The organism is Vibrio sp. CCB-PB317, assembly GCF_022808245.1.
In the GTDB taxonomy this organism is placed as follows: Bacteria; Pseudomonadota; Gammaproteobacteria; order Enterobacterales; family Vibrionaceae; genus Vibrio; species Vibrio diabolicus.
Window position 1 is genome coordinate 1,750,759 of sequence record NZ_JALGNU010000001.1, and the last position, 13,705, is coordinate 1,764,463.

Genomic DNA, 13,705 nt, shown 5'->3' on the forward strand with positions numbered 1-13,705 from the left:
GCGTCGCGATGAGACATTAGTCTCACTCACGCTATTGTTCATTTACTCAGGATTCATCGTCCCGTTAAAGTACGCTGCGCTCAGAAATTCAAAGAGTTGCATACGTGAAAATTGCCATCAATACATTCAGTCTACGCATACAGAGGAATCTCTATCGGAGGATGTTTGATTAAGGCATCTTGCTCTCACAAATAAAAAGAGCGAAACGAGCATTAAATGATGCGGCAAGGTAAGAAAAGGACAAACACGTTACGGCTATGATCCCTCAATTCGTCATTCCTATCACGAATCGCTTTGGCGAAAGTTATCACTTCTCTGGTCAGTTACTTACTAGCGGCGAACCTAAAACATTCGTGACCAAACAAGAGGCAATAGAGTTTCTTGAGAGCTTTGGTGAGCTTGACCTTCGCTCTGTCGAAGACTTGTTCTATTTGATTGGTCAATTCAAGCCAAACATACCTGACGGTGAGCTTACTTCCCAACACTATAATTCAACGTTTGCCAATGCTTTGGTGAACGGTGACTTGCATGTTGCTCGAATTGTACCGACCGGAGAAAACTACGCACTCTCCTCTGCGGTTACGCCTCCACCGACTCAAAATACCGTCAATGCAAAACCATCGAAGGGAAAGGGGAAGTCGAATAAAAAGAGTGGAAGAAGTGCCGCATCTGCTAAGCCTCAACAACAAAGTAGCGAAAAACATGAGAAAGCCGGTGATCCTGTATCACTTGTGACGGGTGAAGAAATTCTCGAACTCTATGATATCGAGCTACAACAAGGTACTACTTGGCAGCGTACTTACCGCTCATCGCAGTCGGATGTAAATCATGGAATGGGCTTTGGTTGGCGACATGCATTTCAGTTTGAATTGCACGAGAAGACCGACGAGAAAGACAATGTTATCGCTTGGAAGTTTGTTGACGATAAGGCAGATATCACAGAATTTGAGCCAGTAGATATTGGAGCGACAAGTTACCAGATATACGCTGGTGCGAGCTGTTATTTCCTAAATTCAGCAACTCGGATCGTGACGCTCGCTAATGGGCATCAATATCGATTTGAACAGAAAGATGATCGTTGGCTTGTTAAACAAGTTAGAAATGGCACGTTTTCAACGTTTCAACTGCAGTATTCTCGAAACCATCGATTGATCGAGATTGCATATAACAAGCGTCCGGTTCTTGAATGTCAATATGATAAGCAAGGACGCCTTGTAGAGCTGCTTAATGCAAAGTCCCAAAAAGTTCTGACAACTTATACCTATGATGAGCACGATGATTTGGTCAGTGCAACCAATCATTTGGGCTTGAAGGAACAGTACCAATACCGCGGCCATTTAATTGTTAAGCGTGTACGACCAACTGGCTTTACTCATTATTTTGAATGGGATGGCAAAGGTGCTAACGCGAAATGCATCAGGAACGTTGGGGACGCAGGAATTTATGACTATCGCTTCCATTATCAGGGAAATCATTCTTCTTATTCTGACTCGTTAGATCATCAATGGTCTTTCTTGCATGACGAGCAGGGTAACTTGCTCGAGAAAATAAGCCCCACAGGTAAAACTTGGCGATGGCAATATGATGAATTAGGACGAAAAGCACAAGCTATCTATCCTGATCAGTCAACGGTCAATTATCAATATAATCAGCATGGTCAATTAGTTTCTAAGTTTCATTCCTCTGGCAAAGAAGTTCAATATGGTTATGACGGCTTAGGTAAGTTAGTTAAAACGGTTTCACCTGACGGGGATATCGAGAAGGCTTACTACAATAGCCTCGGTCAAAGAGTTTGGGATACCGATCAGTTCGGCTGTGTCACGGAATATGATTACGATAAACACGGTCAAGTCGTCAAAAAAGAGTCTGAAGATGGTAAGAAAAGTCAGTGGTGGTGGGATGAACAACAAAGACTTATCGCGAATGAAATAGACGGTACATTACTTCGTTACAGCTACAACGAAGAAGATCTAGTGAATGGCGTCGCTTATCCCGACGGGTGTATTGCTCAACTCGCTTATGATCAATTTGGCAGGCGTACATCAGTTCGTTATTTTAACGACGAAGACAAAGTCGGTTATAGCGAAGAATATTCTTACGATGAGCACAGCCGTGTTGCTCAGATTCGAACGCCAGCAGGCATTACTTCGTATCAGTGGGGAGCACTCGCGCAACAAGAAGCTGTCATCTTCCCCGATGGAAGCCATATTTCTTATGAATACGATCAACAACGTAACCTGACTAAATTAGTCCGGAGTGACGGCTTAGAATTCGAATTTCTGTATGACGATGAAGGCCAGCTGTCAGGAACTATTGGGTTTGATAATCTACACAGCCAATTTGATTATGACGATATGGGGCGGATCCATCGTAAGCAAGTCGCCGATAGGACGGTGCTGTACCGCTATGACTCTGCGGGTTATCTCAAGCACGTCAAAGCAGGAAATGGTAGCAGTATTGTAGAGAACCACTTCAACTATACGCTTGGTGGTCGACTTACTTTCGCATCCAATCGCCATCAAACATTGCAATACCAATACTCTTCATTCGGGCATTTAACAAAGCGCATTCAAGGTCAGTTTGAGATAGCGCAGGAGTTTAACAGAGTTGGCCAACGCGTATCTCAGGTACTGCCAGATAATACGGAGCTGAACTTCTCTTATGATCGATATGGGCGTTTTTCAGCGATTCGGTTTGGAAACCTAGATTTACCTCAAATCAAATTTCATTACGATGAAATAGGACGAGTTTCCCAAATTAAAACGGCACATTTTAATGAGCGCATCATTTATGATGGTGTTGGTCGTTTGGTTGAACAACATTGGCCAGATAGAGAGAAAAAGTACGTTTACAACGCACAAAACCGCATTTCATCAATCATTGATAATACGGCAGGAGCAACGCACTATCAGTACGATACCTTAGGGCAACTGAAACGAGTCAATGCTTCCGGAGAAGTGACTAAGTTTGAATACGATAGTTTTGGCAATCCTACTTTGCCATCTTCAGAGGTATTCGCTGATCGTATTGAAGTGCACGATGATGTCCGGTTCAAATATGACGCGCAAGGAAATCAGACAAAACGTGAGGGGCAAGGACACGTTCAGACTCGCGTATTTGATGCGTTAAATCAGCTCATTGAAGTTCACACCGACGATGGCATCAGTCAATATGAATATGATGCATTAGGGCGCAGAACGAAGAAAATTACACAACAAGGCGTTACGGAGTTCCTGTGGGAAGGTGAACGTTTAATTGGTGAACGCTCTTCAGGTGCTTTCCGTTGGTACCTATATCAACCAGAAACCTACACGCCAGTGGCACTGCTAGAAAATGACGTTATTTATTGGTACCAGTGCGATCAAGTTGGTAAACCAGAGCGACTGATCGATTGCGAGGGGAATGTTGTATGGAGTGCAAGTTACGATGCTCACGGCTTTGCTCATGTACATATTGAAAAAGTAGTAAATCCATTGCGTTTTCAAGGGCAGTATTTCGATCAAGAAACCAACTTACATTACAACCTCGCTCGGTATTACGATCCTAAGCTAGGACGCTTTATCCAACAAGATCCGATATCAATTGCTGGTGGCATTAACCATTACCAATATGCAATCAACCCTATCCAGTGGATTGACCCAACAGGTTTCCTATGTGAAGAAGGGCTAAAACGCTTGCAGCAAATGCTGGCTGAGTATCAGGCGCAAAACAACGTCCCTCAAGAGGTTTGCGATCAGATTTTAGAGGCAGCAAAAGAGTCATCTGTCGGAGAAGATGGCGTTCGCTCGCAAGTCAAAATCCGAAAACCCAAAGGTAAAAATCATATTCGATATGAATACGATTTAGACCATATTGATTGCGAGAAAAATGAAATTACTTTTTATCGTCATATCAATCATTCAGATGGCAGCAGGCACGAAGTTCAATATGTTGTTGGGATTGAGGAATTTGTAAATGCGCATGTTTTTGACTCAGAGAAAGTTGGCGGGGAAGAAGGTTGCACGATCTTTACTGAAGATCTTGTGCTGAATAAATCAGAGTATAAAGAAAACTCTGAACTCAATACGAGTGATTATGAGCTAACAGAAAGAAACAAAGCAAAAATTGATGAATGCTTGAAAGAGCGTCAAGAGGCAATGGACGCTCGATCTGGCGAAGAGGGATATAACGCTCAAATTGGTAATATTAACCAACAGTCTGCAAAAATAGGTGAGTTGGCCGCGGATGACTTTGTCCGGAGTAAACGTCCTAATGCTAAGCTGCTTCATCCCAAAGATATTGGAACCTCAATTTCGAAGCCGGGCGACTTTGATATGGTTTACGAGGTGGAAGAGCCACCACCAGGTGAAATTATCATTGTTGAGGCCAAAGGGGGGAGCAGTCCTTTGGGTAGTAGAAAAATTGGAAATATGGCATATCAGCAAGGGACAACGGAATACACTGCCGAAATCACCAACCTAATGTCTGAAAAAAAGGAAGGAACGACTGAAAAATTAGCTGCCGACGAAATTCAATACGCCGCTTTATCCGGCAGAACTATTCGATATATACATACTCAAGCGAATATCCCTGAAAGTGGTAAGGCCTCAGATGTAAAACTAGAAGTGGCAGAGTTTAAAATTGATTCAAAAGGATTAAGTCAAAATGCAAAGTAAAGAATCGGTCAAATTTTTAGAGCGAAAAGCAAATCCTGAACTTGACACACAAGCCATTGTGAATCGGAAAAAATTTATAAACCGGGTCTTAGATAACAGAAAAGAAGGCCTTAAAATCAGGCGTGAAAACCTAGTCAGTCTTGGTGATTTCGCCATTGAGCAGGTTCGCTGGTACACATGGTTTCAAGCCTCTCATGAAGACGAGCAAATTTGTACATTACGTCTTTACGAAACTTCGCTGATGAGTGCTGGTTATCATATGCTTGCTACGCATCCCAATGATGAATTATCTATCAAGATCCACGACTATCCTGAAGTAAAGTGGGACGGGGAAGGTATTTTGGAAACGGGGTGCATAAATCCTAATAGATGGATTGATATGTATTTTATATCGACAATTGTGCGTGACAGGCCAAGTATGGACATATTGGCGAACTTTCCAATTTCTTTGATGAGGCAGAGCTCTACCAAAGCGGGTGAGCTGTCTTATATGCTAGTAGACGTAATTCAGTCGTTCCACAACCGCACACCGGATTATCCTGATAAGCTGGTTGCAGCAATGGACGCAGCGGTAGCTCAAGGGGATAACTGGGCGTTGGAAATTGCGATGGGGATCCTAGAAACCTTCGCAGCGCTCACTACTGACATTGGTTATGATTTTGAGGAAGTGCTCGTTAAAAACCTACAGTTTCAAGAGAAATATCATCTTAGAGAATTAGGACCAGATAGGATAGGCATCCGAACTTTTATTAACTTCCCTCTTCTTGGTATGGCCTGTATGTGGTACGACAAAGGCAACCGTTTATCTATTGAAACCGGTTGGCTTCCTCCTTATCTCGTCGAGGGGCGTTGGCTAGAAGATGTAAAAGCAGGGAAGATCACTCGATAAACTCCTTTAGTTAGCAATTCAGTATATAAGCCACCTCTCATGAGGTGGCTTTTATGTTTATGGTGGGGAGTTTGCTGCTTGTTGAGCTATATGGTGCGCATTATGTTGGTGCACTAAAACCATATTGGTGCATTTATTAGCGTGTTAAGCACTATTTCAAGAATGCCTAATTTTATTAAAGTTTATATAAAACAAAAGATTAAAAAATTAAATGTTAGAAATGTAAATTATGGAATGAGAATTGCTCTGTTAGACGCTCTATAAATTAAGTTCACCAAATTGGTGATGAGCCTAACTTTGATGCACAGGATAAGTGCGCTACAGATCAACGGAGACAATCATAATGAGTGTAACTGCCAATCAGGTACACGGCGCTGTACAAACTCTCACGCAAAGTTCCGACACACTTTTCTTACTACTTGGCGCAATCATGGTTTTTTTGATGCATGCTGGTTTTGCTTTTCTTGAAGTAGGAACCGTGCGCCAAAAGAACCAAGTTAATGCTTTAGTTAAAATCTTGGCCGATTTCGGTATTTCCGCCATTGCGTATTTTTTCATTGGATACTGGGTCGCTTATGGCGGCACCTTCTTTGCTGATGCAGAGACGTTATCTCAAGGCAATGGTTACGAGTTGGTGAAGTTCTTTTTCTTGCTGACCTTCGCTGCAGCGATTCCTGCTATTGTTTCTGGTGGTATCGCAGAGCGAGCTCGTTTTTATCCGATTCTAATCGCAACATTTTTCACTGTCGGCATCGTATACCCGTTATTTGAGGGAATGATCTGGAACGGAAACTTTGGTGTTCAAGCTTGGTTTGAAAATACCTTTGGTTATGGCTTTCACGACTTTGCAGGTTCAGTCGTTGTACATGGTGTTGGCGGCTGGATAGCGTTGGTTGCCGTTGTGTTTTTGGGCATGAGAAAAGGCAGAGTTCGAGCAGGAAAGCATACCAACTTTGCACCTTCGAATATTCCGTTTTTGGCTTTGGGAGCTTGGATCTTATGTGTGGGGTGGTTTGGCTTCAACGTCATGTCAGCTCAAACCGTGTCAGGCATAAGTGGCTTGGTGGCTATGAACTCATTGATGGCAATGGTCGGAGGCATTGTCGCGTCATTGTTGGCTGGTAAGAATGACCCCGGCTTTACTCATAACGGCCCACTAGCTGGCTTGGTTGCTGTATGTGCGGGCTCAGACTTAATGCATCCTATCGGTGCTTTAGTGACAGGTGCGATTGCTGGCGTGCTATTTGTTTATCTTTTTACCTACCTACAAAACAAAACCAAGATTGATGATGTGTTGGGTGTCTGGCCTTTACACGGTTTATGTGGCGCTTGGGGTGGTATTGCTGCGGGGATCTTTGGTCAAAGCGCGTTGGGTGGGCTAGGTGGCGTGAGCATTATCGTTCAGCTTCTAGGAACGCTTTTGGGCATTTCTATCGCAGTGATTGGGGCGCTTGCAGTCTACGGCGCGATCAATGCCAGTATGGGACTAAGGCTTTCGGAAGAAGACGAATTCAATGGCGCTGACCTAGCCATTCATAAAATATCTTCTACCAACGAGGATTGAGGCCAATGTGGGAGCGGCGTAAAGCCGCTCTTTTAGCAATTGCCTTTTTTTGCTTGGCCAGGGGGACAGAAATCTCCATTACCACGATGGTTATCGTCATTGGTGCTGACTCTTACTTTTACGTCGTCCACTTCGCCTTCAACATTGGTTAGTTGGCAACCTGCTAAAGTCGTAAGTAATATAAGCGCTAGAGATACTTGTCTCATTGCTGTTCCTCTTAAATTGTAATTCTAATAGTGACCATTACGACCATGGTCTAATCCATATTACTACTGTTGCTATTCTTTCAGTGTTAAGCTAATGAAAAAACAGCAAGGATGAGTTATGAATTTCCCTTATAGAAATATTGTAGTACTTACTGGTGCAGGTATCTCGGCCGAATCTGGTATTCAAACATTTCGTGCGCAAGATGGCCTTTGGGAGAATCACCGTATTGAAGATGTAGCAACACCTGAAGGGTTTGCTCGCGATCCGGACCTTGTTCAAGACTTTTACAACCAACGCCGCAAGAAACTTCAAGACAATGCGATACAGCCGAATGCCGCGCATAAGGCACTGGGCCGCCTAGAAACCGAGTTAGAAGGTAAAGTGACGGTCATCACTCAAAATATAGACAACCTTCACGAAAGAGGCGGCAGCCATAACGTCATTCATATGCACGGTGAGCTTTTAAAAGCGAGGTGCAGTGAATCAAACCAAGTTATAGAACATAGTGAGGACATTAAGACTGGTGAGCTTTGTCACTGCTGTCAGATCCCGTCACAAATGCGACCACATATTGTTTGGTTTGGTGAAATGCCACTACGAATGGGGGATATCTACGCAGCATTAGAAGAAGCAGATTTATTTATTTCTATCGGGACTTCTGGCGTCGTATATCCCGCAGCAGGTTTTGTTCATGATGCAAAAATGCATGGCGCGCACACCATCGAAATTAACCTCGAGCCTAGTGCGGTAGAAAGTGAATTTGAGGAAAAACGCTACGGAAAAGCAAGCGTCGAGGTTCCAAAATTAGTTGACGAGATACTGGCTCTAGAAGGAAAAGAAAGAGCGTAATAATTCTCACAGAGGAGAGCTTTTGTCTTGTCATTAAGAACAAAAAAAGCGGCTCATGAGCCGCTTTTTCATATCTTTAAAACTAACGAATTAGTTGTTCACTTTTAGCTTTTGGAAGTACTCATCGTACATTACGCTCGCTTCGCCAACTTCATCTTGCCAAGTACCGCTGTCCATCACTTCTTGTGGTGGGAAGATGCTTGGATCGTTAGCAAATTCTTTCGGTAGCAGTTCGTGTGCCGTTTTCACTGGAGTAGGGTAACCAATCTCTAGTGCGATCTTAGCTGCGTTTTCTGGGCGCAGTAAGAAGTCAATCATCTTATGAGCCGCATCAACGTTCTTCGCGCCAGCTGGAATTGCCAGGCTGTCCATCCAGAAGATCGTTCCTTTTTCTGGCCAGATGATGTCGATGTTCGCGCCTTCTTGACGAGCCATGTAAGCAGAACCATTCCAAAGCATACCAAGTGAAACTTCACCCGCTAGGTAAGGGTTTGCAGGAAAGTCTGAGTTAAATACTAATACGTTTGGCATTAGCTTTTTCAGTTCTTCGTAAGCGGCTTTGATTTCTTCTGGGTTAGTCGTGTTTGGTGAGTAACCAAGCTTAGTCAATGCAATGTGGAATACTTCGCGAGAATCATCCATCAACATTAGTTGACCTTCCCACTTGCTATCCCAAAAATCATCCCACTTAGTAACAGATGATTTGTCTAGCATGTCAGCATTGATACCAATACCTGTCGCACCCCAAATGTAAGGGATAGAGTAGTTGTTGTTCGGATCGAACGGTTTGTTAAGGAAGTTAGTATCAAGATCGGCAAAATGAGACAATTTCTCTTTGTCGATCTGTTGCAGCATGCTTTCTTTACGCATTTTTGAGACGAAATAGGTAGACGGTACTACCAAGTCGTAACCAGAACCTTGGGTTTTAAGTTTTGCGTACATACTCTCGTTAGATTCATATGTAGAGTAAATAACTTTGATTCCAGTTTCTTTTGTAAAGTCTTCAAGAACTTCGTTTGGAATGTATTCCGACCAGTTGTAGAAATACAGTTCTTGATCAGCAGCCATTGCAGGGGTAGCGATGAGCGTCGCTGCACATAGAGCGCTTGCGTAGAATTTACTTTTCATTTGTTTTCCGTTTTGTTTCGCGATTGGACAAGTCAATACTAGCTGGAGTTATCAAGTTGATCCAAATCGCAGTAAGCACAAATCTGTTTATTTAGCTCGAGGGCTGTGTCTCCGCTTTGTGAGAAGATAAAACTAGACATCGAGCCAGATAAACCTAGCAACGCATAATTATATCAGTCAATTACAAAAATAGGCAGCGTATTGCTGCCTATTTTCTTTTAGTCGATGACTTGTTACACAAGCTCGATTACTGTCCCGCTTTCAGCTTTAGGAAGTAATCTTCGTACTTAACGGTTAGATCACCAACCGCATCTTGCCATTCCACTCGATCAAGATCTTCTTGAGAAGGAAATAGCGGTGCAACATCTTTAAACTTAGCGTTCGATTCCTCTACCGCTGTTAAGTAACCAGTATCACGTGAGATTTGCTCTGCGATTTCTGGACGTAGTAGGAAGTCGATCATCTTGTGAGCTGCTTCTACGTTCTTCGCACCGGAAGAGATAGCGAAGTTGTCAACCCAACCGATACCGCCTTCTTTAGGAAATACGAGTTTAAGGTTTAGGCCTTCATTTTGAGCAGCTGCAGCGCTGCCGTTCCAAAGCATACCAACGCCCACTTCACCAGACATGTAAGGTGCGCCTGGGTTGTCAGAGTTGAAAACTAGAACGTTTGGCATCAACTTTTGTAGCTCAGCGTACGCTTCATCTATTTGTTTAGGGTCTTTTGAGTTGCCTGAATAGCCAAGTTTACGCAGAGCGATATGGAAGACTTCACGAGTGTCGTCCATCAGCATTACTTGACCTTCAAGCTCAGGCTTCCATAGATCTGCCCAGCTTTGGAAGTCGTTTGGATCGTACATATCTGCGTTAACCGCTAGACCTGTAATCGCAACAACGTGTGGAATAGAGTAGTCGTTATTTGGATCGTAAGGCTTGTCTAGATAGTTCTTATCTAGGTTGCCGAAGTTTTTCAGCTTAGTCTTATCGATCTTTTGTAGCATACCTTCATCGCGCATTTTTGCTACGAAGTACGTTGAAGGTACCACTAGGTCATAACCTTGGTTATGAGTTTTTAGCTTTGCGTACAAAGTTTCATTCGACTCGTAAGTCGAGTAGATCACTTTGATACCAGTTTCTTTGGTAAATTGCTCTAGGATATTACTGTTGATGTAAGGCCCCCAGTTCATAAATACCAATTCTTTATCGTCCGCTGCTGCTGAACCTGAGAACAGAGAAAGCGCACATGCACTACCAGCTAATAGAGTAGCCCATTTTTTCATTGACGTTAGCTCCAAACCAAACGTTGTCCAAATCATTTTGGACGGTAGATAGAAAAACAGAATGGCATGTAACCATTCTGTTTCGTGATGTTAACGGATGTGGATTTTACTTTACTTTTTCTCTTGCGAGCAACTGAGAAATTACGACAAGAATTAAAGAAACTACCAACATGACCGTTGCAAGAGCATTCACTTCCGGTGAAATACCCACCTTAACCATCGAGTAAATTTTCAATGGTAGGATTTCATACGTTGGACCTGTTACGAACGAACTGATAATTACGTCGTCCAGAGACAGGGTAAAGCTAAGCAGCCAGCCTGCCGCAACTGCTGGTTTTGCAAGAGGAAGGATGATCTGCTTTAAGATAACCCATTCACTTGCGCCAAGATCTTTTGCTGCTTCCAACATCTTCACATCGAAGCCATTTAAGCGGCTGTATACGGTTACCACCACAAATGGCAAACAGAAGGTGATGTGGGCAATCAATAGAGTAAAGAAGCCCAGCTGTGCGCCTAATACTAGGAACAGAGCAAGTAATGAAATCGCCATGACAATATCTGGAGACATCATTACGACAAACAGCATGCCGTTTACAGCACCTTTGCCTTTGAACGAGTAACGGAATAGGGCAACAGCTGTTAAGCTCCCAATAATAGTAGCCGCTGTTGCAGAAAATACCGCCACGTTCAATGAGTGCCATGCAGCCTGCATTAGGCTGTCGTTGTTGACTAGGGTTTCATACCATTTCGTGGTGAAACCACCCCATTTCATACCAAATTTATTGGCGTTAAATGAGTTTACGATTAGTACAACGATTGGCAGATACAAAAATGCATAAACCAACGCCATAAAGCTAAACCTAACTGTGCGTCCCATTAGTCTAGCTCCACTTTCTTATTCAATAATTTGCCTGCTCGGTAGTAAGCGTAAAGCATGACCGCCATTGCGAAGGTGAGGGCGATACTGGTCGCAGCACCAAATGGCCAATCACGAGCGTTCAATACTTGGCTCTTAATTACGTTACCAATCAGTAGGTTCTTCGCACCGCCTAGAAGATCTGAGATGTAGAACATACCCAGCGCAGGCAGTAGAACCAACAAACAGCCACCGATAATGCCAGGCATTGTCAGAGGTAGAATTACTTTAGTAATGGTTTGGAGCTTGTTCGCACCGAGGTCTTTTGCTGCCTCAATGTAAGTGTTGTCCAACTTCTCGATTGCCGAGTAAAGCGGCAGAATCATGAAAGGAAGTAGGATGTATACAAGACCAATCATTACAGCCGTTTCGGTATACATAATACGCAACGGCTTGTCGATGATTTCCATTGCCATCAGCGACTTGTTCAAAATGCCCTGTGTACCGAGAACAATCTTCAGTCCGTAAGTTCGAATCAAAGAGTTCGTCCAAAATGGTACGATCACCAAAAACAGCATAAACGGACGCCATTTTTCAGGCATTTTCGCTACGATATAAGCAAACGGGTATCCAATGACTAAACACAACAACGTTGCCACAATTGCCATGTAGAACGAGTGCATCAGCACTTTCGCATACAGTGGGTCCAGCAGACGCAAGTAGTTGTCGAAAGTGAATGTCATTTCGATTAAGTTTGCTTCATCACGCGTTAAGAAACTGGTACCAATAATCATCACGTTTGGTACCAACACAAACAGTGTTAGCCAGCCTACGATTAAGGCAATGATCGCGTTCTGAAGATTAATCTTCTTGCTTATCATTGAGTACTACCTCCCAGCTCTCAACCCAAGTGATAGCGACTTTCTGGCCAAGTGAGTGGTCCACATCAGGATCATCTTCGTTAAAGAACTCGCTTACCATTACACGCATACCTGAATCCAATTGGATAACAGAATCTAACGTCATACCTTTATAAGTACGCTCAGTGACGTGACCTACAATGCCTTTTTCTTCAGACTCTTTGATTTCTTCGATACGTAAGTCTTCAGGGCGAAGTAGTACTTGTAGTTTGTCGCCTTTCTGTGCTTCCTTATCGTAGTAAACGACGGATTCAACACCTTCAATTTCTGCGCGGATGCGTTTGTCATCGATGCGCTCTAGCATGGTTGCATTGAATACGTTGATCTCACCAATAAAGCGAGCAACAAACAGGTTCTTAGGCTCTTCGTAAATCTCACGTGGAGAGCCATCTTGTTCGATAACGCCATCACGCATCACGATGATGCGGTCTGACATCGATAGGGCTTCTTCCTGGTCGTGTGTTACAAAGATAAAGGTAATACCAAGTTGACGCTGAAGCTGCTTCAACTCGATCTGCATTTGTTTACGCAATTTGTAGTCCAGCGCCGACAGCGATTCATCGAGCAGAAGTACTTTTGGTTTATTAACAACTGCACGAGCAATTGCGATACGCTGTTGCTGGCCACCAGAAAGTTGGTGCGGTTTACGCTGTGCCATTTTTTCTAGACGAACCATGCGTAATGCTTCCATTACTCTTGGTTCAATCTCTGCTGCAGGCGTTTTCTGCATACGAAGACCAAAAGCGACATTGTCAAAAACGGTCATGTGTGGAAACAGTGCGTAACTTTGAAATACCGTGTTGACGTGTCTCTGCTCAGCAGGAACCTGTGTTACATCTTGGTCATCCAAAATGATTTGACCGTTATCCGCCGCTTCAAAACCAGCGATCATTCGTAAAACTGTCGTTTTACCACAACCAGAAGGCCCAAGAATCGTCAGAAACTCACCATGATTAACATCCAGATTTAAATTACCGATGATTTCCTTACCATCGAAACTTTTACTAATACCAGATAAACGAATAACTGGCTTTCCTGCTTGCGGTTTTGCGTTCAACGTCTGTATTTCCCCCACGTTCAAGCTGGGATAATCCCAGCTGATGTGACACTAGCCATTCACTTTTGAGGCGCGCATCATAATCACCAAAATTGTGAAATTAAAGCATTTTCTTATCTTGAAACAGAAAAAATTTTGCAGGCAAAAGTCATCATTCCTTACCATACTGTTTTTATAAGATTAATTGGCATTTAAACACAGTTTGATAGCACTAAGCTCTGTACAATAATTGTTTTCAATTTCATAACCTTGTGAGTGGTTAATTATCAACCATACAGTTGAGATTGCAAGGATAGTACGT

General features: G+C 43.2%; 10 protein-coding genes. 4 read left to right on the plus strand and 6 right to left on the minus strand.

Annotation, left to right across the window (positions count from 1 at the left end; translation table 11 throughout):
* Positions 1-257 precede the first annotated feature (257 nt).
* From MTR11_RS08055 to MTR11_RS08065, 3 genes are all read left to right on the plus strand, one after another.
* The gene (locus MTR11_RS08055; protein WP_243327269.1) at positions 258-4,655 is read left to right on the plus strand and encodes an RHS repeat-associated core domain-containing protein; all 4,398 of its coding nucleotides are present in this window, start codon (positions 258-260) and stop codon (positions 4,653-4,655) included.
* Positions 4,645-5,544, plus strand: coding sequence for an immunity 49 family protein (locus MTR11_RS08060; RefSeq protein ID WP_243327270.1), 900 nt, complete (start codon positions 4,645-4,647; stop codon positions 5,542-5,544). The genes MTR11_RS08055 and MTR11_RS08060 overlap by 11 nt, the downstream gene beginning before the upstream one ends.
* 343 nt (positions 5,545-5,887) lie before the next feature.
* Complete coding sequence (locus MTR11_RS08065; RefSeq protein ID WP_182036600.1) at positions 5,888-7,108, plus strand: ammonium transporter; 1,221 nt, start codon at positions 5,888-5,890, stop codon at positions 7,106-7,108.
* 32 nt (positions 7,109-7,140) lie between these two features.
* Here MTR11_RS08065 and MTR11_RS08070 read toward each other — a convergent pair whose 3' ends face one another.
* Positions 7,141-7,314: a hypothetical protein gene (locus MTR11_RS08070; RefSeq protein WP_012841833.1), complete on the minus strand. Its 174-nt coding sequence runs from the start codon at positions 7,312-7,314 to the stop codon at positions 7,141-7,143.
* A 118-nt stretch (positions 7,315-7,432) separates the two neighbouring features.
* Between MTR11_RS08070 and cobB the strand changes: the two genes are divergently transcribed.
* Positions 7,433-8,164, plus strand: a complete 732-nt coding sequence (cobB, locus tag MTR11_RS08075; protein WP_005396469.1) for a Sir2 family NAD+-dependent deacetylase — start codon at positions 7,433-7,435, stop codon at positions 8,162-8,164.
* Between the two features lie 90 nt (positions 8,165-8,254).
* Here cobB and MTR11_RS08080 read toward each other — a convergent pair whose 3' ends face one another.
* From MTR11_RS08080 to potA, 5 genes are all read right to left on the minus strand, one after another.
* On the minus strand, positions 8,255-9,292 hold the full coding sequence (locus tag MTR11_RS08080) for an extracellular solute-binding protein (protein ID WP_005396470.1): 1,038 nt from the start codon (positions 9,290-9,292) through the stop codon (positions 8,255-8,257).
* Between the two features lie 247 nt (positions 9,293-9,539).
* The gene (locus tag MTR11_RS08085) at positions 9,540-10,571 is read right to left on the minus strand and encodes an extracellular solute-binding protein (RefSeq protein WP_012841832.1); all 1,032 of its coding nucleotides are present in this window, start codon (positions 10,569-10,571) and stop codon (positions 9,540-9,542) included.
* A gap of 106 nt (positions 10,572-10,677) precedes the next feature.
* Positions 10,678-11,448, minus strand: a complete 771-nt coding sequence (potC, locus tag MTR11_RS08090; RefSeq protein WP_005396472.1) for a spermidine/putrescine ABC transporter permease PotC — start codon at positions 11,446-11,448, stop codon at positions 10,678-10,680.
* On the minus strand, positions 11,448-12,308 hold the full coding sequence (potB, locus tag MTR11_RS08095) for a spermidine/putrescine ABC transporter permease PotB (RefSeq protein ID WP_012841831.1): 861 nt from the start codon (positions 12,306-12,308) through the stop codon (positions 11,448-11,450). Before potB ends, potC begins: the two co-directional genes overlap by 1 nt.
* Positions 12,289-13,404, minus strand: coding sequence for a spermidine/putrescine ABC transporter ATP-binding protein PotA (gene potA / locus MTR11_RS08100; RefSeq protein ID WP_005396475.1), 1,116 nt, complete (start codon positions 13,402-13,404; stop codon positions 12,289-12,291). Before potA ends, potB begins: the two co-directional genes overlap by 20 nt.
* Positions 13,405-13,705: the final 301 nt, after the last annotated feature.

Coding starts and splice junctions, on each gene's coding strand:
- MTR11_RS08055 (WP_243327269.1), top strand. CDS start 258: ATGATCCCTCAATTCGTCATTCCTATCACGAATCGCTTTGGCGAAAGT.
- MTR11_RS08070 (WP_012841833.1), bottom strand. CDS start 7,314: ATGAGACAAGTATCTCTAGCGCTTATATTACTTACGACTTTAGCAGGT.
- MTR11_RS08080 (WP_005396470.1), bottom strand. CDS start 9,292: ATGAAAAGTAAATTCTACGCAAGCGCTCTATGTGCAGCGACGCTCATC.
- cobB (WP_005396469.1), top strand. CDS start 7,433: ATGAATTTCCCTTATAGAAATATTGTAGTACTTACTGGTGCAGGTATC.
- MTR11_RS08065 (WP_182036600.1), top strand. CDS start 5,888: ATGAGTGTAACTGCCAATCAGGTACACGGCGCTGTACAAACTCTCACG.
- potC (WP_005396472.1), bottom strand. CDS start 11,448: ATGGGACGCACAGTTAGGTTTAGCTTTATGGCGTTGGTTTATGCATTT.
- MTR11_RS08060 (WP_243327270.1), top strand. CDS start 4,645: ATGCAAAGTAAAGAATCGGTCAAATTTTTAGAGCGAAAAGCAAATCCT.
- potB (WP_012841831.1), bottom strand. CDS start 12,308: ATGATAAGCAAGAAGATTAATCTTCAGAACGCGATCATTGCCTTAATC.
- MTR11_RS08085 (WP_012841832.1), bottom strand. CDS start 10,571: ATGAAAAAATGGGCTACTCTATTAGCTGGTAGTGCATGTGCGCTTTCT.